The sequence below is a fragment of the Haemophilus paracuniculus genome, from assembly GCF_002015115.1.
Lineage (GTDB): Bacteria > Pseudomonadota > Gammaproteobacteria > Enterobacterales > Pasteurellaceae > Haemophilus_E > Haemophilus_E paracuniculus.
This window is the reverse complement of record NZ_MUYA01000003.1, coordinates 57682-78467: the sequence shown is the minus strand read 5'-3', so window position 1 is coordinate 78467 and position 20786 is coordinate 57682. Positions and strand designations below refer to the sequence as shown.

General features: G+C 48.3%; 18 protein-coding genes. 8 read left to right on the top strand and 10 right to left on the bottom strand.

The features are described 5' to 3' along the window. The 6 genes from B0187_RS02035 to lptF all read right to left on the bottom strand — a co-directional run bounded on the left by B0187_RS02035 (position 1) and on the right by lptF (position 8251). Positions 1-1194 carry an efflux RND transporter periplasmic adaptor subunit gene (locus tag B0187_RS02035; protein ID WP_078236204.1) on the bottom strand — a complete coding sequence of 398 codons (1194 nt, stop codon included), beginning with the start codon at positions 1192-1194 and terminating at the stop codon, positions 1-3. 16 nt (positions 1195-1210) lie between these two features. Next, positions 1211-1795 (bottom strand): TetR/AcrR family transcriptional regulator, encoded by a 585-nt coding sequence (locus tag B0187_RS02030; RefSeq protein WP_245796994.1) that lies wholly within the window; start codon positions 1793-1795, stop codon positions 1211-1213. Between the two features lie 310 nt (positions 1796-2105). Continuing rightward, positions 2106-5582, bottom strand: coding sequence for a DNA polymerase III subunit alpha (dnaE, locus tag B0187_RS02025; protein ID WP_078236202.1), 3477 nt, complete (start codon positions 5580-5582; stop codon positions 2106-2108). Between the two features lie 138 nt (positions 5583-5720). Further along, entirely contained in the window at positions 5721-6083 is a 363-nt protein-coding gene (locus B0187_RS02020; protein WP_078236201.1) for an MmcQ/YjbR family DNA-binding protein, read from the bottom strand. Position 6084: 1 nt separating this feature from the next. Then, positions 6085-7152, bottom strand: a complete 1068-nt coding sequence (lptG, locus tag B0187_RS02015) for an LPS export ABC transporter permease LptG (protein WP_078236200.1) — start codon at positions 7150-7152, stop codon at positions 6085-6087. A gap of 1 nt (position 7153) precedes the next feature. Next, entirely contained in the window at positions 7154-8251 is a 1098-nt protein-coding gene (gene lptF / locus B0187_RS02010; protein WP_078236199.1) for an LPS export ABC transporter permease LptF, read from the bottom strand. A gap of 163 nt (positions 8252-8414) precedes the next feature. On the opposite strand from lptF, the gene pepA reads away from it, so the two are divergent. Further along, complete coding sequence (pepA, locus tag B0187_RS02005) at positions 8415-9911, top strand: leucyl aminopeptidase (RefSeq protein ID WP_078236198.1); 1497 nt, start codon at positions 8415-8417, stop codon at positions 9909-9911. Between the two features lie 35 nt (positions 9912-9946). Here pepA and uvrC read toward each other — a convergent pair whose 3' ends face one another. Continuing rightward, entirely contained in the window at positions 9947-11785 is a 1839-nt protein-coding gene (gene uvrC, locus B0187_RS02000) for an excinuclease ABC subunit UvrC (RefSeq protein WP_078236197.1), read from the bottom strand. 46 nt (positions 11786-11831) lie between these two features. Between uvrC and B0187_RS10225 the strand changes: the two genes are divergently transcribed. Continuing rightward, a complete protein-coding gene (locus B0187_RS10225; RefSeq protein ID WP_158078214.1) occupies positions 11832-12038 on the top strand; it encodes a hypothetical protein in 207 nt (68 codons plus the stop codon). 36 nt (positions 12039-12074) lie between these two features. On the opposite strand, the gene pgsA is transcribed toward B0187_RS10225, so the two are convergent. After that, on the bottom strand, positions 12075-12623 hold the full coding sequence (pgsA, locus tag B0187_RS01995) for a CDP-diacylglycerol--glycerol-3-phosphate 3-phosphatidyltransferase (RefSeq protein WP_078236196.1): 549 nt from the start codon (positions 12621-12623) through the stop codon (positions 12075-12077). Between the two features lie 218 nt (positions 12624-12841). Here pgsA and B0187_RS01990 point away from each other — a divergent pair, with 218 nt between their 5' ends. Together B0187_RS01990 and argE are read left to right on the top strand one after the other, a co-directional pair. Then, complete coding sequence (locus B0187_RS01990) at positions 12842-13636, top strand: hypothetical protein (RefSeq protein WP_078236195.1); 795 nt, start codon at positions 12842-12844, stop codon at positions 13634-13636. A gap of 9 nt (positions 13637-13645) precedes the next feature. Continuing rightward, the gene (gene argE / locus B0187_RS01985; protein ID WP_078236194.1) at positions 13646-14779 is read left to right on the top strand and encodes an acetylornithine deacetylase; all 1134 of its coding nucleotides are present in this window, start codon (positions 13646-13648) and stop codon (positions 14777-14779) included. Between the two features lie 44 nt (positions 14780-14823). Here the strand turns inward: argE and rsmC are convergent, their stop codons facing one another. After that, the gene (rsmC, locus tag B0187_RS01980) at positions 14824-15813 is read right to left on the bottom strand and encodes a 16S rRNA (guanine(1207)-N(2))-methyltransferase RsmC (protein WP_078236193.1); all 990 of its coding nucleotides are present in this window, start codon (positions 15811-15813) and stop codon (positions 14824-14826) included. Positions 15814-15887: 74 nt separating this feature from the next. Here rsmC and B0187_RS01975 point away from each other — a divergent pair, with 74 nt between their 5' ends. The 4 genes from B0187_RS01975 to srmB are packed head-to-tail and all read left to right on the top strand — an operon-like array spanning position 15888 to position 18792. Next, positions 15888-16307 carry a DNA polymerase III subunit psi gene (locus B0187_RS01975; protein ID WP_078236281.1) on the top strand — a complete coding sequence of 140 codons (420 nt, stop codon included), beginning with the start codon at positions 15888-15890 and terminating at the stop codon, positions 16305-16307. Next, on the top strand, positions 16304-16741 hold the full coding sequence (gene rimI, locus B0187_RS01970; protein WP_078236192.1) for a ribosomal protein S18-alanine N-acetyltransferase: 438 nt from the start codon (positions 16304-16306) through the stop codon (positions 16739-16741). Before B0187_RS01975 ends, rimI begins: the two co-directional genes overlap by 4 nt. Positions 16742-16749: 8 nt before the next feature. Continuing rightward, entirely contained in the window at positions 16750-17445 is a 696-nt protein-coding gene (locus tag B0187_RS01965; protein WP_078236191.1) for an aspartate/glutamate racemase family protein, read from the top strand. 18 nt (positions 17446-17463) lie between these two features. Beyond that, positions 17464-18792 carry an ATP-dependent RNA helicase SrmB gene (srmB, locus tag B0187_RS01960; RefSeq protein WP_078236190.1) on the top strand — a complete coding sequence of 443 codons (1329 nt, stop codon included), beginning with the start codon at positions 17464-17466 and terminating at the stop codon, positions 18790-18792. Positions 18793-18889: 97 nt separating this feature from the next. On the opposite strand, the gene B0187_RS01955 is transcribed toward srmB, so the two are convergent. After that, positions 18890-20542: a fructose-specific PTS transporter subunit EIIC gene (locus B0187_RS01955; RefSeq protein ID WP_078236189.1), complete on the bottom strand. Its 1653-nt coding sequence runs from the start codon at positions 20540-20542 to the stop codon at positions 18890-18892. Positions 20543-20786 lie beyond the last annotated feature (244 nt).

Genomic DNA, 20786 nt, shown 5'->3' with positions numbered 1-20786 from the left:
TTATAAGCGGGTTTCTTTGGCGGGTTGGGTCATTCCCGCAGGTTCTTTATCCACCACTTGCACTAACGCATTGTTACGCAAACGTTGGAAACCGCTGGTAACGATAGTGTCGCCCACATTCACACCTGACACTAATTGAGCGTAAATGCCTTGGCGATCAGCGGTTTTCACTTCCACTTGTTTCACACGGTACATTTTCGCCACATCTTTGCCTTGCTCTTTTAGCTTCGCTTGATCTTCATCGGAAAGCGGTTGCAACACATAAGCCGTTTCGCCATACATTGAGTAAGTAACCGCAATTTGTGGCACAACCACTTGGCTGGTTTCCGTTGGCAACGCAATGCGTAAACGGGTAAACATACCTGATTTGAGCTTGCTACGCCCTGCTACGCTGGCTTCTAATGAAACCAAACCATTGGTTTTATTCACCGCAGGATCAATCGCCGAAATGCGAGCTTCAAAGGTTTCGCCTGAAATGGCATCGGCAGTAACTGTTACTTTTTGACCGATACGCACACGCTCAATGTCCGTTTGTGGCAAAGTGAAACTCACTTTCATACGGCTGGCATCTTCCACACGCACGATTTCCGTGCCAACGTTGATAAATTCGCCCACGTTCACTTTCACAATCCCCGCCACACCCTCAAAAGGCGAATAAATTTGACGGCGATTGATACTCGCTTTCACCGCATCAATGTTTGCCACTAATTGGCTATATGTGGATTGCGCCGCATCCAATTCCGCTTTTGAGGCACTGTTTGAACCCACAAGATTTTTATAGCGGTTCAAATTGGCTAACGCCGCAGGCAGTTGGGCTTCATAAACGCCGAGGTTAGCACGCTCTACCGCACTATCCAACTCAACCAGCAACTGACCTTTTTTCACATAATCGCCCGATTGCACCAACACACGGCTGACCGTGCCAGTCATTTGCGAACTTAACATCGCCCCTTGATTTGGGCGAACCGTTCCCACGGCTTCGATAACGGGTGTCCATTCACTTGAACCGACTTGCATTACCGTTACCAAACTCACATTTTCAGGCATATTTAATGCCGCCTCGGCTTTCTTCTGGGCGATAAACATATTAAAGCCAACCACCGCCGCAAACACGGCAGCGACCAACAATAATATCAACCACAAAGCAAACCGCTTGCAAAACGAAGGTTTTTTTACTTCGGTTTCGGTTGTCATAGTTTCTCCTATAAAGTTAAATTGAAATAGCTTTCCAAGTGCGAAGAATGGTTTCTTCTAAAATAGCATCGGCATAGTGCATTTGCTCAATAATCTGCAAATAAGCCAAATTCAACGCCACTTTAATCGTGAGCGAAAAAAGCACCGCATTTGGTAAATCCGCAATCAGTTTCTGTTCCGTTGCTTGCTGAAAAAGTTGATTAAACACCAAATTTTTCTCGTTAAAACAGCATTTCAACATCTCGTGAAAACGAGGCAAAGATTCATACTGATGTATACTCATCACCATATCAGGATTTTCCTGCAAAAATTGCCAATAGCCCCACCACAATTTACGGTATCGCTCAAACAACGGCAACGCAGGATCATCAAATTGCACGATATGCTGATGAAAGCGATCAAACAGAAAATAGACCAACTGATCGAGCAAATCCTCTTTATCTTTAAAGTGCAAATAAATCGTCCCCACCGACATTCCTGCCGCCTTGGCGATTTTATGGGTGGAAAGATTTTGCACACCGTCCTTTGCCATTAACACCTCGGCAGCCGTTAAAATCCGCAAAGCCACGGGATTTTTCGGCTCATTTGCCCTATTCATCATAATGTTCCTCAGCTTAATGAACGGTCGTTCATTTTACCGATTTTCCAAAATCGGTAAAGGGTGAAAAGTAAAAGTTCTGTAAATAAAGGAAAGGGGGAGGGATAAATATAATACGGAGAATCGTAATATACTACCCTCACTTTACTTGATAAGAAAAATACCCTCAAAACATTCTCAGGAAAACCTATTCACCCATTTTATGCGAGGCATAACTACTGAAAATCTCTCATTACTCATCAATTTTTTAATAGCGGTCATATCTCAACAAAATCCTACTATTATGTAGGTAAAACAGGGTCAAGGGATTTTTTTACTCAAATTCCAATTCCACCGAATTTTCCCCGAGCATATTTTTGAGCTGGTCGATCATTGCGTCATTTGGGGTAATCCGCCACTCGATACCGCCTTTGAGCAAGGCTCGTCCTGCGGGGCTTTGGTAGTAGAAATGCAGTGGGATCGTGCCGTCTTTGTGGGGGGCGATGATCTCTTTGAGTTGCTTGATAAAGGTTGGCGTGAGTTGATCTTGGCTGATCGCTAACGCCAAACTTTTCGCATATTGGCTACGAGCTTGGTCGAGGGTCATTAGCTCTTTCGCAGCTATTTTTAAGCCACCTCTAAACTTATCTTCCCATACCGAGACTGTAACGATAATAATGTCATCGGTCTGTATTAGACCGCCATATTTTTCCAATGCTTCGGAAAAGAGGGTGATTTCCTTCTCACCCGAGCGATCATCAATGGTGGCAATGCCGAGATTAGTACCTTGTTTAGTGGGAACCACTCGATAAGACATCACCTGTCCAGCCACCGTGATCGTTTTCCCTTTCGGTAAAGGTTCTAATTCACTCAATCGGGTTGAAGCGTAATGGTTTAACTCTTTGAGATAACGCCCAACGGGGTGTCCACTCAAATAAAGCCCGAGGGTCTCTTTTTCGCCCTCTAACCCCACCTGTTCCGTCCATTTCGGCGTATTGGCGTAGGCTTGTTGCACTTCTTCGGGGGTTTCGGTCAGCAAGCCGAACATATCGCTTTGCCCCAATTCTTCCATTTTGTTGTGCTGATCCGAGGCTTTGAGGGCATCTTCCAAATTTTTCATTAGGGCGGCACGGTGTGGCCCAAGTTTGTCGAACGCCCCTGACTTAATTAACGCCTCAAAGGTGCGACGGTTGATTTTCTTAATATCGACCCGAGCGGTAAGATCGAATAAATCTTTGAAAATCCCACCCCTTGCACGAGCGGAAAGCAACGCCTCAACAGGGCCTTCGCCCACCCCTTTGATCGCCCCTAAGCCGTAAACGATCTCACCTTTATCATTCACGCTAAAATGGTATTTACCTGTATTTACATCAGGCGGCACAACGGTTAAGCCCATATTGAGACATTCATCATAAAAGCCCACAATTTTATCGGTGTTGTCCAGTTCCGAGGTCATTACCGCCGCCATAAATTCCGCAGGGTAGTGGGCTTTGAGCCATAGTGTTTGGTAAGCAACCAACGCATAGGCTACTGAGTGGGATTTATTAAAGCCGTAGCCTGCGAATTTTTCCACGAGGTCGAAAATTTTCATCGCCAACTCGCCATCCACCCCTTTTTTAACCGCCCCTTGTTCAAATATTGAACGATGTTTTGCCATTTCTTCGGGCTTTTTCTTACCCATCGCACGGCGTAATTCATCCGCCCCACCGAGGGTGTAGCCCGCCAGAGCTTGGGCAATCTGCATTACCTGTTCTTGGTAAACAATAATGCCGTAAGTTGCTTCTAAAATCGGCTTTAACCATTCGTGCTGATATTGAACATCAGGGTAAGAAACAGGTTCTCTACCGTGTTTACGGGCAACAAAGTTATCAATCATTCCAGCATCTCTCGGACCAGGGCGATATAATGCCACTAACGCAATGATTTCATCAAAGTTATTAGGTTGTAGATCAATAATCAGCTTTTTCATCCCCGTTGATTCCAGCTGGAACACGGCGGTGGTTTGAGCTTTGAGCAACAGGGCGAAAGCGGTCGGATCATCTAACGGAATGCTCTCGATCCGCACTGCTTCCTTGCCCTCTTTGGCGAGGCGAGCGTTGATCATTTCCAACGCCCATTTGATGATCGTGAGCGTCCGCAAGCCCAAGAAGTCGAATTTGATTAACCCTGCTTGTTCGATGTCGTTTTTGTCGAAGTGGGTAACGGGGTGCAAGCCTTCGCTGTCGCAATAGAGTGGGGCAAAATCGGTAATTGTTGTCGGGGATATTACCACGCCCCCTGCGTGTTTACCTGCATTACGGGTAACCCCTTCCAGCTTGCGAGCCATATCAATTACGCCTTGTACATCTTCATCGCTGTCATACAATTCTTGTAATTTTGGTTCGGCTTCAAAGGCATCATCTAAGGTCGTCCCTGGGGCTGATGGCACGAGCTTCGACAAGCGGTCGCCAAAGCTGTAAGAATGTCCCAAGGCACGAGCCACGTCCTTAATTGCCGCTTTTGCTGCCATTGTACCGAAGGTAATAATCTGCGACACCGCCTGACGACCGTAGGTTTCGGCAACGTGTTCGATCACCCGATCTCGCCCGTCCATACAGAAATCCACGTCAAAATCGGGCATCGACACCCGTTCAGGATTAAGGAAACGCTCAAAGAGCAGATCAAATTTAAGGGGATCAACATCGGTAATTTTCAAGGCGTAAGCCACCAACGAACCCGCCCCCGAGCCACGCCCCGGCCCGACGGGAATATCGTTATCTTTCGACCACTGGATAAATTCCATTACGATTAGGAAGTAGCCAGGGAAGCCCATTTGGTTGATCACGTCCAACTCAACTTGCAAACGCTCATCGTAAACCGACCGCTTGCTTTGGCGTTCTTCGGGATCGGGGAACAGAAATTCGAGTCGTTCTTCCAGCCCCTCTTTTGATTTTTTGACGAGGAAATCTCTCTCTGATAAATCCCCTGTCGGGAATTTCGGTAGGAAGTTTTTGCCCAAGCGGATAGTTACATTACAACGCTTGGCGATTTCGAGGGTGTTTTCAATCGCATTCGGCAAGTCAGCGAACAGCTCGCACATTTCTGCCTCGCTACGGAAGTATTGTTGCGGCGAGTATTTTTTTGGGCGTTTGGGATCGTCTAAGGTATAACTGTCGTGGATTGCCACCCGAATTTCGTGGGCGTCAAAATCGTCCGCCTGCAAAAAGACCACATCATTGACCGCCACCAACGGCAAGGCAAATTTTTGAGCGAAAGCCACCGCTTGTTTGATGTAAGTTTCTTCGTCAGGTCGCCCTGTGCGACAAAGGGAAAGGTAAAAATGGTCGGCAAAATGTTGTTGATAAAAGGCAAGGCATTGTTCCGCCTCGGCTTGATTTTCTTTGAGTAAGGCTCGCCCGACATCGCCATTGCGACCGCCCGACAGCACGATAATCCCCTCGTTCAGTTCCGCCAGCCACTCCTTTTCGACCACAGGCAAATCCACATAGCCCTGCTGGTAAGCCCTTGAAAGTAAAAGGGTAATGTTGTGATAGCCCTTGTTATTTTTGGCGAGCAAGGTCAGCTCAAAGCGATCTTCGCTGTTCGGCTCGGCTCGCACCAAAATATCCGCCCCGATAATCGGCTTCACGCCCGACCCCAACGCCTCGCCGTAAAACCGCACCAAACCGCAAAAGTTGCTGAAATCCGTCAGAGCCATTGCGACCATATTATTCTGCACGCAGGCTTTTACCAAAGGTTTGACTTTCGCCAAACCGTCAATCATCGAGAAATCACTATGGGTGCGAAGATGTACAAAACGGGGTTGGGTCATTGGGTTGGGTTTCCTTGTTTGGGCTATGGGAAAATGTGCTTATTTCATCAAATGTATGGGGTCGCGAGCATCGCGACCCTACGTAGGGACGCCACGCTGGCATCCTTTCTTTTAAATTTCGTAAAATCCTACCCCTTGTTATGCCGTCAGCCGATAGCTCCAATCCATTAGGGCGTAAACCTGTTCGGCGGGGAATGGGCTGTCGAGTTTGAGGGTAAACCAATGCTCTTTGTTCATATGGTAGGCGGGGAAAATGCCTTCGTCTTGGCGTAGGTTGCCGATTAAGTCGGGTTCGCCTTTGAAATTGGCGATTTCAATCCTGCCGAGATCGGGGGAAAGCCCGAGTTTTTCGGCAGGAATGGTGGCAATCAGGCAGAACCACTTTCTGCCCTTGTTTGAGTGGCGTAACACCGCATAATCGGGAAATTTTTGCCACGGATAATCGGGTTCTACGCCATATTGTTGGCGGGCGTAATCCAATAATTCGGCTCGGCTAATCATCTTAATCTCGTTTTTTGGCGAGTAGCCACCAGACAATCGCAAGGCAGATGAAACTTGGAATCAATGCCCCGACTGGCACAGGCAGCCACGACACAATTAGGCTAATGTTGCCGAATACGATGTCCGCCACATAGAACGCAAAGCCCGCCATAATGCCGATCACAATTTTCGCCCCCGTGGTGGAACTGCGTAGTGGCCCGAAAATAAACGAGATCGCCAATAACATCATTACCGCCATTGAGATCGGTTGGAAAAGTTTCCGCCAAAAGGTAATTTCAAACCGCTTGGAATCCTGCCCCGTATCTTTCAAAAAGCCGACATAATCCGCCAAGCCCGAAATCGAAAGGGATTCTGGTTTGAGGGAAACGACCCCCAATTTGCTCGGGGTAAGGCTGGTTTGCCATTTCTGATCTTTTTCTTTGCGTTGTTCGATTTTTTCAGGGCTAATCACCGCTTTTTCCACGCCTTTTAACGTCCATTGGTTGTTATCAAAGGTGGCACTTTTGGCCTGTAACATTGATTTCAACTCACGTTGATCAAATTGGTAAATCAACACATTACTCAAATTCCGTTCGTTATTGATACGGTTGATGTAAACGAATTGATTGCCGTCTTTCGCCCAAAAGCCGCCTTTGGTGGCAAGCATTGAGCCACCGCTTTGGGCGATTGAACGCATATTACGAGCAAATTGTTCCGTTTGCGGCACGCCCCATTCGCCCATTACCATTGTTAAAATCACCAGCGGAATGGCGGTTTTCATTACCGCTAACCCGATCCGAAAACGGGAAAAACCCGAAGCCTGCATTACCACCAATTCGCTACGGCTGGCGAGTTGCCCTAAGCCCAACAGTGAGCCGATCAGTGCGGCAATCGGGAAAAAGGTTTCAATATCTTTCGGAATGGTTAAAAGGGTGTAGTAAGCGGCGTGCAAGCCGTCATATTTCCCCACGCCCACATCACGAAATTCCTCAATAAATTTTATGATCCCGCCCATTCCGATCAGGAAAAGCAGGGTCATCATAATTGAGGCTAAAATGGTGCGACTAATATAACGCTCTAAAACATTCATCTTATGCTACCGCCTTTTTACTTGAAAACGCATAACGCAATTTCGACATCCATTTGCTATCCCAAGAGTTCAACAAAATACCGAGCAACAAAAAGCCCACCGACACCAACGGCATTAGCAGGGTTGGGTCGATTTTGCCCGAAGCCCCCGAAGATTTGAGGGAACTTTGCAATAAAAAGTAAATTAAGCCGACCAAAATCGCTGGCACGATTTTGCCAAATCGCCCCTGACGAGGGTTTACGCTACTTAATGGCACGGCGATTAAAGCGAGTAACGGCACGGCGAAAATCAAGGCTAATCGCCACTGAAATTCCGCTTTTGCCTCTTTGGAATTATCTTTCCAGAGGGTGTTGAAATCGGCACGTTGCACTAATTTTTCGTCCGAGTTTGCATCTTGATAGCCCAAATAGGCGGTGTAGGTGTCGAAGCGGGAAATTCGGAAGTCCGCCGTTTTTGGCGTGCCCTCGTAGCGGGTGCTATTTTCAAGGGTGAGCAGTTGATCACCATTCGGTAAGCCTTGCAATTCGCCCGATTCAGCAACCACCACGGACGGGCGATTTTTCTTCTGTTGAGTCGGCTGGAACACGAAAATATCGTTAATTTTGTTATTCGTGATGTTATCAATAAACAGCACATAGCCCCCTGCGGTCATAAATTGACCTGCACTCAACGCACTAAAACGGGGATTGGCTTTGGCTTCCGCAAGCATTTCGCTCTGTTTATTGGTTGCCCACGGGGTTAGCCAAAAGGCATTGTAAACCGCAAGGGCGGTGGTAAAGATCGACAAAAACAACGCTACTTTCACTAATAAACGTTGCCCCACACCGCAGGCTCGCATTACGGTAATTTCACTTTCCGCATAGAATCGCCCTAAGGTCAGCACCAGAGCAAAATAAAGGGAAATCGGCAAAATCAGTTGCGAGAGGGCGGGCATTCCCAGCCCGAGCAGGCTAACCACCAAATCGGTCGGCACTTTGCCGCTCACGGCAGAACTCAACACTCGCACTAATTGTTGAAAAAAGAAGATCATTAACAGAATGAAAAGTATAGCAATTTGGCTCTTAAAGATCTCTTTGGTGAGATAACGACTTAAAATCACGATAAAATTCTCATTTTTACAATTTATCACTTGCAATTTTTGTGCAAGGGGGTAGTTTTAGCAGGCTTGCAAGCGGTGGGTTTTGCGGAAATTTTGTCAAATCCGACCGCTTGCAAAAAGCGTAATGATACCCTTTTCAACCCAAAAAATCACGAGAGGAATTATGGAATTTAGTGTAAAAAATGGTAGCGTTGAAAAACAACGCACCGCGTGCGTGGTGGTGGGCGTGTATGAAAGCCGCCGTTTATCCGCCGCTGCCGAGCAACTCGACCAACTGAGCGAGGGCTATTTGAGTGGCTTGTTAAGACGGGGATACTTAGAGGGCAAAGCAGGGCAAACCTTGCTATTGCATAGCGTGCCGAATGTGTTGGCGGATCGCGTTTTACTGGTCGGCTGTGGTAAAGAGCGTGAGCTGAACGAGCGTCAATATAAGCAAATTATCCAAAAATCGGTGCAAGTGTTGCAGGAAACTGGCTCAATGGAAGCGGTCAGTTTCTTGACCGAATTGCACGTCAAAGGGCGTTCAACCTACTGGAACGTGCGTTTTGCGATTGAGGCGATCCACGAAAGCCTTTACGCCTACAACGATTTCAAAAGCATTAAGCCCGAAGTTCGCCGTGAGCTGAAAAAAATGGTGTTCAACGTGGCAAATCGCAAAGAACTTGCCGAAGCGGAACGAGCCGTTGAGCAGGGCAAAGCGGTGGCTTGTGGCGTGAATTTCGCCAAAAATGTGGCGAACTGCCCGCCAAATGTGTGCAACCCCGCCTATCTTGCCGAACTTGCCAAAGGTTTGGCAAAAGAGTACAGCACGATCAAAACGACCATTATTGATGAAAAAATAATGGCGAAAGAGGGAATGAACGCCTATCTTGCCGTCTCGCGTGGCAGCCACAACGAGGCGTTTATGTCGATTATCGAATACAAAAATCACCCCGACAAAAATGCCAAACCGATTGTGTTGGTCGGCAAGGGGCTAACCTTCGATTCGGGCGGGATCTCGATCAAACCTGCCGAGAGTATGGACGAAATGAAATACGATATGGGCGGTGCGGCGTCTGTTTACGGCACGATGAAAGCGATTGCCGAAATGAATTTACCGCTCAATGTAATCGGCGTGTTGGCTGGTTGCGAAAATATGGCGGACGGCAACGCTTACCGCCCTGGCGATATTCTGACCACAATGTCGGGCTTGACCGTGGAAGTGTTGAACACCGACGCCGAGGGGCGTTTGGTACTCTGCGACACCTTAACCTATGTGGAACGCTTTGAGCCAGAATTGGTGATCGATATCGCCACCCTCACGGGGGCTTGTATGATCGCCCTCGGCTCGCACAACAGCGGATTGATGTCCACCCACAACCCACTCGCCCACGAGCTACTCAACGCCGCTGAACAAGCGGACGACAAAGCGTGGCGATTACCCCTCGGCGAGGAATATCAAGAACAGCTCAAATCCAACTTCGCCGACCTCGCCAACATCGGCGGACGTTTGGGCGGTGCAATCACCGCAGGGCAATTCCTGTCAAACTTCACCAAAAAATACCACTGGGCACACCTCGACATCGCAGGCACAGCGTGGAAATCGGGTGTGACAAAAGGTGCAACGGGCAGACCCGTGCCGTTACTGACCCAGTTTTTGATTAACCGAGTGGAAGGTTAGCGATCATTGCAAGGGGTGGGATTTTGAAAATTTCTCTACTCATTCTGCAAGGTATCAAAAATCACTTCCGCCAGTGCTTTGGAAATACCCGGGACGGATTGGATTTCTTCGAGGGTGGCGGATTTGACCCCTTGCATTCCGCCGAGGTATTTGAGCAGGGCTTGGCGGCGTTTTGCCCCCACGCCTGCAATCGCTTCTAAACCGCTTTCGGTAAAGGCTTTTTGGCGTTTTTTGCGGTGTCCTGTAATCGCGTGGTTGTGGGCTTCGTCTCGAATTTGTTGGATCAAATGCAACGCCAGATTGTCGGGCGGTAGGTGAATTTCTTTATCCCACTTGCTGATAATCAAGGTTTCCAGCCCTGCCTTGCGTTTCACCCCTTTCGCCACGCCAATCAGCAACGGCTTGCGTTTGTCCCATTCCACCTTCAAATTTTCAAAGGTCGCCAACGCTCGGTTTAACTGCCCTTTGCCACCGTCAATAAAAATGATGTCGGGGATTTTTTCGGGCGGAAGCGGTTTGTCGTAGCGTTTCAGCAACGCCTGTTCCATTGCCGCATAATCATCGCCGCCCGTAATGCCCTCAATGTTGAAACGGCGGTAATCGGATTTCAAAATGCCGTTTTGGTCGAACACCACGCAGGACGCCACCGTTTGATTGCCCATTGTGTGGCTGATGTCAAAACATTCCATTCGCTTGATTTCAGGCAGTTGCAACAGTTCTTGCAAGGCTTGATAGCGTGCCTGAATTTGGCTCTCTTGTTTGAGTTGCAGGGCGAGTGCCACTTCCGCGTTGGTTTTGGCAAGGGCGAGATAACGGCTTTTTTCGCCTCGCACCTTGTCTTGAATAGTAACTTTATGCCCTGCCTGTTCACTCAATAATTGTGCCAAAGCCACCGCTTCGCTCAACGGTTGGTCGATCACAATTTGATTCGGCACGGTGCGATGTTGGTTCATCTGCAAATAAAATTGCCCCACGAAGGTATCGGCAAGCTCGGTTAAATCGGTATTGTTCGGCACTTTCGGGAAATAGCTGCGGTTGCCCAGTACCTTGCCGTGTCGTACAAACAGAATATGCACACAAGCAATGCCGTGTTGATAGGCAATGGAAATGATGTCGAGATCGTCCAGCCGCTCGTTGGAAACAAACTGCTTTTCTTGCACGGATCGCACCGCTTGTATCTGATCCCGAAAGCGAGCCGCCCCCTCAAAATCCAGATTTTCGGCGGCGTTTTCCATTTTTTGGATCAAATGCTCGATCACCTGCTGATCCTTGCCCTGCAAGAAAAGTCGGGCAAATTGCACCTGCTGATCGTATTCCGCCTGCGTGCAATAGCCCTCAATGCAAGGGGCGAGGCAACGCCCGATTTGATATTGCAAACAGGGGCGAGAGCGGTTTTTGTAGTAGCTATCCTCACATTGGCGAATCGGGAACAATTTTTGCAACAAATTCAAGGTTTCCCGCACCGCCCCTGCGTTGGGGTAAGGACCGAAATACTCGCCCGCTACCTTTTTCGAGCCACGAAAACTGACAATGCGAGGGTGTTGATGTTTGGTCAGCAGAATATAGGGATAAGATTTATCATCACGCAACAGCACGTTATATTTCGGCTGATTTTCCTTGATGTAGTTATGTTCGAGCAGTAACGCCTCAGTTTCCGAGTGAGTGATAGTGGTTTCAATATGGGCGATATGGGCGACCAAGGCTTCCGTTTTACGGCTCGCCAACTGGCTACGAAAATAACTCGACAGCCGTTTTTTCAAATCTTTCGCCTTGCCGACATAAATAATCGTGCCTTTGCTGTCGTACATTCGGTACACACCTGGTAGGTGGGGAACATCGGCGAGGAAGGATTTGGGATCGAAGGTGGTGGTCATATTTTGTTTTATAAAAAAAATTTAAGATCTTACCGCTTGTTTAAGATTGTTACTTTTCTTTGCTTCGCCAAAGAAAAGTAACCAAAAGAAAGGCGACCCCGAACATTTTGCTTTTGTTTCGCCGATTTCTAATTTCTACGAACGATTTGTAAACTCGCTTGCTTCGCAAGCTCAAACAGTACAAATCGTTCTTGAAATTAACGAAATCGCTCAACGCAAAATGACGGGGAAATTGTTCGAGCATTTTCACTAAAATGTTGAACAATTATGCCCCGATTAGAACGAAGATTTAAGGTTTCAGCAAACTCTGCTTCGAGGCTTTGAGGTATTGGAACATTGACCACAGGGTTAAAATGGCGGCGACATAGAGTAGGATAAAGGCAAGCACTTCCATTGCGAAACTTTGTCGCCAGAGCAAGCCTCCGAGGGCAAGCATTTGGGCGGTGGTTTTGACTTTTCCCCAAATGGATACCGCTACGCTGGCACGTTCGCCGAGTTCTGCCATCCATTCACGCAGGGCGGAAATGATGATTTCGCGGGAAATCATAATCCCTGCGGGAATGGTGATCCACCAGACGTGGTAATATTCCACCACACACACCAACGCAATCGCCACTAATACTTTGTCTGCCACGGGGTCTAAAAACGCCCCCAAGCGGGTGGTTTGGTTTAATTTTCGGGCGAGAAAGCCGTCAAACAGGTCGGTAATGCAGGCAATAAAAAAAATCAACGTGGTAATTTCGGGGGCGTAGCTGACGGGCAGGTAAAAAGCAATCACAAACAGCGGAATCAGCACCACTCGAAACAGTGTGAGGTAGGTTGGAATGTTGAGTTTCATTCAAGGTTGATGATCGGGAAAAGAATGGCGATATTTTAGTAGAACATCGGCGAAGATGAAAGCTAAAAGCCAACAAAATAAGAAAAATTTTAGGGAATCTGACCGCTTGCAACGGCGATGTTGCCTAAAAAATTTGATTATTCACGCCGCCGCTTTTTGTGGTAAATTATGCTCCTTAATCTCTTACCTTTTTCGCTTTTCATCATAAGAAGATCAATATGCAATGGGCTAAAAATCTGGTCAATCATCCACAAATTACTCGCCTACTGAATAAAGCGGCGGAAATTTCGCACAAAGTGCATACCTATTTTAAAGACGGTTCGTTCGGCGTTGCCGTTTATCCTTTTTTAATGCACCCTTGCTTTCGCAAAAGTTGTGCGTTGTTCCTCAAATGTTTGGCGGTGCTTGCCTCTTTTTTAGGGGTCTATTATCTGTTTGGCGAATTGATTACCGCCAGTTTTAGCGAGGCGGGATTAACCGCCTACTTCCGCCATTCCACCTTAGAATTATTAACCCCAGTCGGCACAGTGATTGAGGAAAAAGAGATTACCCTCTCGCCCCTTTGGTTGGTAATGAATTCGCAATTTGTGTTTCAATCCTTACTGTTTTTCTTCCTTTATGCCTTGGGGATTTCCCATATTTCCGACCGAAAATACCGCTTGTTCGGCTTGTTATTCGCCTTGTTCTTCTCGGTGGGCTGTATGCTAATCGCCACCTCAAAAGGGGGCAAATTTACCGCAGGCGGATTGCAAAGTATGGGGGCAAGTTTGACCTTTTTATTCGGCAACTTAACCCTGCTAATTACGGGCTTAGAGCTGAAAAATCCAAAACTCGCCTACTTCAAAAAATATAGCTTAATCGCAGGCTTTATCGGCTTTGTTAGCGTGATCACGACCCTCTTTTGGCAAAGCGAATTTAGCCCGATGTTAGAACGAATCAGCATTTATACCATTATGATTTGGGAAATTTTGGCAGGCTTTGCGATTGCCCAACGCAAACCGCTGCCACTATAAGGGGGAACAATGCAATTTACCGAACGTTACCGCCAACTGATTGCAATGCCAACCATTAGCAGCCTTGTGGCGAGTGAAGATTTATCCAACAAGCCGTTAATCGATCTTCTCGCCAGTTGGTTAGCCGATTATGGCTTTAAAACAGAGATCATCAAAGTCGAGGGAAGCCGAGAGAAATATAACCTACTCGCCACATACGGCGAGGGCAAAGGCGGTTTATTATTGGCAGGGCACACGGACACCGTGCCGTTTGACGAAGGCAAATGGACATTCGACCCGTTTCAACTCACGGAAAAAAACGGCAAATTCTACGGCTTAGGCACAGCGGATATGAAAGGCTTTTTCGCCTTTATCGTGGATGTGGTCAGCCAGCTTGATCTGAAAAATTTACGCAAGCCGTTACGCATTCTCGCCACCGCCGATGAAGAAACCACAATGCTCGGGGCGAGAACCTTCGCCCAACACACCCACATTCGCCCCGATTGTGCGATTATCGGCGAGCCGACTTCGCTACAACCAATCCGAGCCCACAAAGGGCATATCGGACAAGCGGTGCGAATCACGGGAAAAAGCGGGCATTCGAGCGATCCCGACCGTGGGATCAATGCGATTGAAGTAATGCACCACGCCACCAGCGAGCTGATGAAAATGCGGGATCTATTGCGGGAAAAATATCACAACGAGCTGTTCCAAGTACCTTATCCCACAATGAATTTCGGCAATATCCACGGCGGCGATGCGATCAACCGCATTTGTGCCTGTTGCGAATTGCAGTTTGATCTACGACCGCTGCCGAATTTAGATCTCAATGCTCTGAACGAATTGGTGCATCAACATCTGCGACCGCTGATCGAGCAGTATGGGGATCGGATCGAAATCCGAGCCTTGCACGAGGGTATCCCAGGTTACGAATGCGAACATTCCGCCCAAGTGGTGCAAGTGGTGGAAAAACTGCTCGGCGAAAAATGCGAAGCGGTCAATTACTGCACCGAAGCCCCCTTTATTCAACAACTCTGCCCTACCCTCGTGCTAGGACCTGGCTCAATCGAACAAGCCCACCAACCCGATGAGTTTTTAGATAGCCAATTTATCGAACCGACAAGGGATTTGCTACGGAAGCTAATTCAGCATTTTTGTTATTAGTGTTTTGGTTGGGGAAATTTTTAAAAATCCGCCCCCTTGCTGAATCAAACTTTTACCGAATAAACCTTAAACTTACTCGACTTCGCCAGCACTTTGTGCGAGCCAAAGGCTTGGTCGAGTAGATCGGGGTAAGGTAGGAAAGCGTTGGCGACAAGGCGTAATTCGCCGCCGCGGTTGAGGTGATTTTTGGCTTGGGTGATCAGCTCTTGCACCGCTCGGTAGGCGGTGTCGATGCCGTCGTGGAACGGGGGATTTGAGACGATCAGGTCAAAACGTTCGTCAATGTGCGAAAACACATCACTCGCCACCACTCTGCCCGAGAGTTGATTTTCCACAAGGGTGCAGCGGCTAGATTCAATCGCCATTGCGTGAATGTCGGACATCGTGATCTCAATCTGCGGAAATTGCTGTTTGAGGCTCGCCCCGATCACGCCCGCCCCGCAGCCGAGATCCAGCACTTTTCCGTTTAGGCGATCTTCCTTGTGGAACGTGGAAAGTAGCAACTGCGTGCCGCCGTCCAGTTCCGCCGAGCTGAACACCGCAGGCAGGGCGAACACATTGAGGCTTTGCAAGCGGTAGGATTTCCAGAATTTTTGGCGATCGAACGCTGGCACTTGATCCAATTTGAAATGGTAAAGCCCACAACGGCGCGCCGAGTCGATTTTGCCGATCTCGCCAAAGGGTTCGAGCATTTTTTCCACTGAACGCACCCCTGCACGATTTTCGCCGATCACCAACAATTCCTGCCCGATTGAGGCTTCTGAAAGCCATTGCAGCAGTTGATATTGGCACTCTTGTTTGTTTTTTGTCCAATAAAAGACTCCGAGATCGGCGGATAGGTGGCAATCAATGCCAAATTCAATGGTTGGATCGAAACGTGCTACATCAAAATAACTGCTAAACACCGCGACACTTTTTGCCAGCGGGCGGATTTCGGCGGCGAAATGGTCTCGCACATCGCCAAATAACAGCACCGATTTGTTGGCGAACAGGGGCAAATGGCGTGCCAAAACTTCACTTTCTAATTTCATCATTGCGAATTTACGAGGGATAATGGATAATTTGGGGCTTATTATCTATTGTCCGACTGCCCTTGTCTATTTCAAAAATGAACCGCCGAGATTTATTGCTACACGAAATGAACATTCCGCAATGGGTGCTTGCCAAACCGCAAGTGCTGAAAGGCGATGCCCAAATTCGGCTTGATCCGCAGGTGAAATTGGTGGTGGTGAGCGAGGAAAATCGCCAAACAAGCGGTCTGTTTCAAGATATTTTACGCACCTTGCAACTGCAACCGAACTACTATTTTTATGGCGATTTGGAACAGTCGTTGCGACTACATTTTGATCATCAACCGATTTTTTGGCTGATTATGGGCGAAGATCAAGCGGTGAGATTCCGCCAAAAATTTGCCGATCACACCATTTGGCATCATCAAAGTTGGCAAGATCTCGCAAAATCCAGCCAAAAACGCCAACTTTGGCAACAAATGCAACCATTTTGCCACCATTTTGAGGAAAACGAATGATTAGCCCGATTGAGCCTGCGGATTTTGATCGCCTGTTTGAAATTGAACAAGCCGCTCACCTTGTACCGTGGACCAAAGGCACGTTGCTCAACAATCAAGGCGAGCGTTATCTCAACCTCAAATATAGCGAAAACGGCAAGATCGTGGCGTTCGCCATTTGCCAGATGGTGCTAGACGAAGCGACCTTATTCAACATTGCGGTCGATCCCGATTTTCAAGGGCAAGGCATTGGCAAGCGGTTACTTTCGGCGTTAATTTCGCAACTCGCGGAAAACGCCGTGCAAACCCTGTGGCTAGAAGTGCGACAAAGCAACCACACCGCCCAACGCCTTTACCAAGCTCTCGGCTTTAACGAGGTTACCGTCCGCAAAAATTACTACCCCACCCCAGACGGCAAACGGGAAAATGCGGTGGTAATGGCGTTTTATTTATAGGAAACAGAATGAAAACCCTCGGCATTTTAGGCGGAATGTCCCCCGAAAGCACCGCCACCTATTACAACGAAATTAACCGCCAAATTAACCAACAATGTGGCGGCAATTTTTCCGCCCCGTTACTGCTGGCGAGTGTCAATTTTGAACAGATTGTGCAATATCAAAAACAGGGCGAATGGCACAAAGCAGGCGAATTATTAGCTGATTACGCCCGTAAGTTAGAACAAATCGGGGCGGAAGGCATTTTGCTTGCTACCAACACAATGCACAAGGTGGCAGACCAAATCCAGCAAGCGATTTCCGTGCCGTTTTTACATATTTTAGACATTACCGCCGACAGCATTAAAGCTCAACATTTACACCAAGTCGCCCTGCTCGGCACGGCGTTTACGATGTCGGACGATTTTTACCGAAACGGTTTGCAGGCTCGTGGCATTACGCCCCTTGTGCCAGCCGAAAGCGTTCAACAAGAGATCCACCGCATTATTTTTGAAGAATTATGCGTTGGCGAATTTCGCCCGCAATCGAAAGCCTTTTACCTCGACACCATTCGCAGCTTGCAACAGCAGGGGGCAGAGGGGGTGATTTTAGGTTGCACCGAAATCGGCTTACTGATTCAACAAGCCGATTGCGAACTGCCTTTTTTCGACACCGCCACCTTACATTCCAAAATGGCGGTCGATTTTATTTTAGCCAAATCATAACTACATTTGAGAACAACAATGAGCCAAATCCCAACCTTTGAAGATTTAGATTTAAGCCCCGAATTACTGAAAGCCTTAGCCCACAAGGGCTATCAACGCCCGACCGCCATTCAGCAACAGACCATTCCCGTTGCAATGGAAGGGCGTGATTTGCTCGGTTCAGCCCCGACTGGCACGGGTAAAACCGCCGCCTTTTTGTTGCCTGCGATTCAGCATTTGCTCGACTACCCTCGCCGTAAACCGGGCGCACCACGCATTTTGATTTTAACCCCAACCCGTGAATTGGCAATGCAGGTGGCGGAACAGGCGGAACAGCTCGCCCAATTTACTAAACTGAGCATTGCCACCATTACGGGGGGCGTTGCCTACCAAAATCACGGCGAGGTGTTTAACAGCAATCAAGATCTGGTGGTCGCCACGCCGGGGCGTTTGTTGCAATATATTCAAGAGGAAAATTTTGACTGCCGTGCGGTGGAAATTTTGATTTTTGACGAAGCGGATCGAATGTTGCAAATGGGCTTCGGGCAGACCGCCGAAAAAATCGCCGCCGAAACTCGCTGGCGTAAGCACACTTGGCTCTTTTCCGCCACCTTAGAGGGCGAATTATTAGCCGATTTTGCCGACCGCTTGCTCAATGACCCAGTGCAGGTCGATGCCGAACCAAGCCGCCGTGAACGCAAGAAAATCCAACAATGGTACTACCACGCCGACAGCCTTGAACATAAAACCAAATTATTGGCTCGCTTAGTCAGCGAATTTGAAATTGAGCGGGCGATTGTGTTTGTCCGCCGCCGTGAAAGCGTGCGTGAATTGAGCGAAACCCTACGCAAAAGGGGCATTCGTTCCACTTATTTAGAGGGCGAAATGGCACAAACCCAACGCAATCAAGCGATTACTCGCCTCAAAGAGGGCATGGTGAACGTGCTAGTTGCCACCGATGTGGCAGCGAGGGGGATTGATGTGGACGATGTGGATTTTGTGATCAACTTTGACCTACCATACAGTGCCGACACCTACCTGCACCGTATCGGACGCACCGCCCGTGCGGGCAAAAAAGGTTCGGCGGTGTCGTTGGTGGAAGCTCACGATTACAAGCTACTCGGCAAAATCAAACGCTACACGGACGAAGCTCTAAAAGCCCGTATTATCGAAGGCTTAGAACCCCGCACCAAAGCCCCGAAAGACGGCGAAAACAACAGCGTAACCAAAAAGCAAAAGGCTCGCATTAAACAGAAAAAAGCCGACAAAAAAGAGGCGGAAAAGAAAAAAGTGAAAATCCGCCATAAAGACACCAAAAATATCGGCAAGCGAAGAAAGCCAACGGCAGAACAAGTGAATAAGGGCTAAAATCAAGGCAGTGTCTTTTGACAAAATTTTTAAAATTCTCCCGAGAAATAAAAAACCTCTCAACTCTGAGAGGTTTTTTGTGGAAATTACCGCAGGATTATTCCGCTTTTTGTTTGATTACCGCATAAATCACGCCCGTTACCACTGAGCCGATGGCGATTGCCGCGAGGTACATTAACGGTTGTGAAACGAATGGGATCACGAATAAACCACCGTGTGGGGCTTGTAGGGTGATGCCGAGGCTCATTGAGATTGCCCCTGCGGTTGCACCGCCGATGATTGAGCTGGCGATCACACGCACTGGGTCAGCTGCCACGAATGGCAACGCCCCTTCCGAAATAAAGCACAAGCCCAACACGAACGAGGCTTTGCCTGCGTCTTGTTGGTTGGTGGTGAATTTACGGCGAGCGAGTAAGGTCGCAATCGTCATACCAATTGGGGGAACCATACCTGCCGCCATTACCGCCGCCATTGGAGTGTATTGTTGCGAAGCGATCAAGCCCACGCCGAACGTATAAGCCGCTTTGTTGATCGGCCCCCCCATATCGGCACACATCATCGCCCCTAAAATCACGCCTAAAATAATTGCGTTGGTCTGCCCCATTGAGTTGAGCCAGTTTACAAGGCTATCCATTAAGCCTTTCACTGGTGGGTTGATCAGGTAGATCATCGCCAAACCGACAATCGCCGAGCCTAATAGCGGTAGGATCAAGATTGGTTTTAACGAGGTCAGGCTTGGGGGTAATTTAATGATGTCGTTCAGGAATTTCACCACATAACCTGCGAGGAAACCTGCCACGATACCGCCCAAAATCCCCGCCCCTGCGGTGGTGGCGAGCATACCGCCGATTAAACCGACGGCAAGCCCAGGGCGGTCGGCAATCGAGAACGCCACATAACCTGCGAACACCGCAATCATCAATTTAAATGCCGCACCACCGCCGATGTCCATTAACGCCGTTGGCAAACCGCCTGCGATGTTCGGATTTTTAAAGGCTTCAATCCCAAACATAAAGGAAACGGCGATCAACAAGCCCCCTGCAACCACGAGTGGTAACATATGGGATACGCCTGTCATCAAATGTTTGTACACACCTTTTTTCTCGGTGGTCGCACTTTCCGCTTGGGCGGTGGTCGCCCCGCCTTGATAGATTTTCGCTTCCGCAAAGGCTTTTTCAAATTCTTGGGCGGTTTTCTTCAACGCCAAACCCGTTGAGGTGCGATACATCGGCTTGCCTTTGAATTTGTCTAAATCGACATCAATATCCGCCGCCACGAACACTAAATCCGCCACCGCAATTTCTTCCGCCGAAATCGGATTGCCCGCCCCCACTTGACCGCGGGTCTCGACTTTCACGTTCCAGCCTTGGGCTTTGGCGTAATTTTCAATCGCCTCTGCCGACATAAAGGTGTGAGCCACCCCAGTCGGACAAGCGGTAACCGCCACGATATTTTTCACACCGCCAGCCGCCACCGCTGGGGTGGTTGCCTGTGCAAAAATTTGCGAAGAACGCACCGCTTGTTCAATCGCATTTTCAGGCTGAGCGAACGCCTGTTCGAGGGAAAGGGTCGCCCCTTTCTTACCCACCACATTGGCTGGCACTTGCTCATCAAAAAGCACCACAAAATCTGCCTGCTCGACAGACACCACTCTATGCCCCTGCTGTTTCGCCGCAGCGGATAGCACTTCATTCACTAAGAAAGATTTCGCCTTTCCGAGTTGAGAAGGAAATACAAAGGAAATGTTCATATTGAGTTCCTGTTTGAGTTGATAAAATTATTTTTTGAAATGGGGAAATTTTCAAAAATCCTACCCCTTGCTAGTTCAGTTCCCCTCTTTAGTAAAGAGGGGTTAGGGGAGATTTGTCAGCTCAAATCACGCTCGTACGAGATTTAAGATCGCTAAAATCTCCCCCTGCCCCTCTTTTTCAAAGAGGGGTGTACATTGCAAAAATCTGCGGAAATCACACCGCTTGTTCCCTCTCTCTGCGATA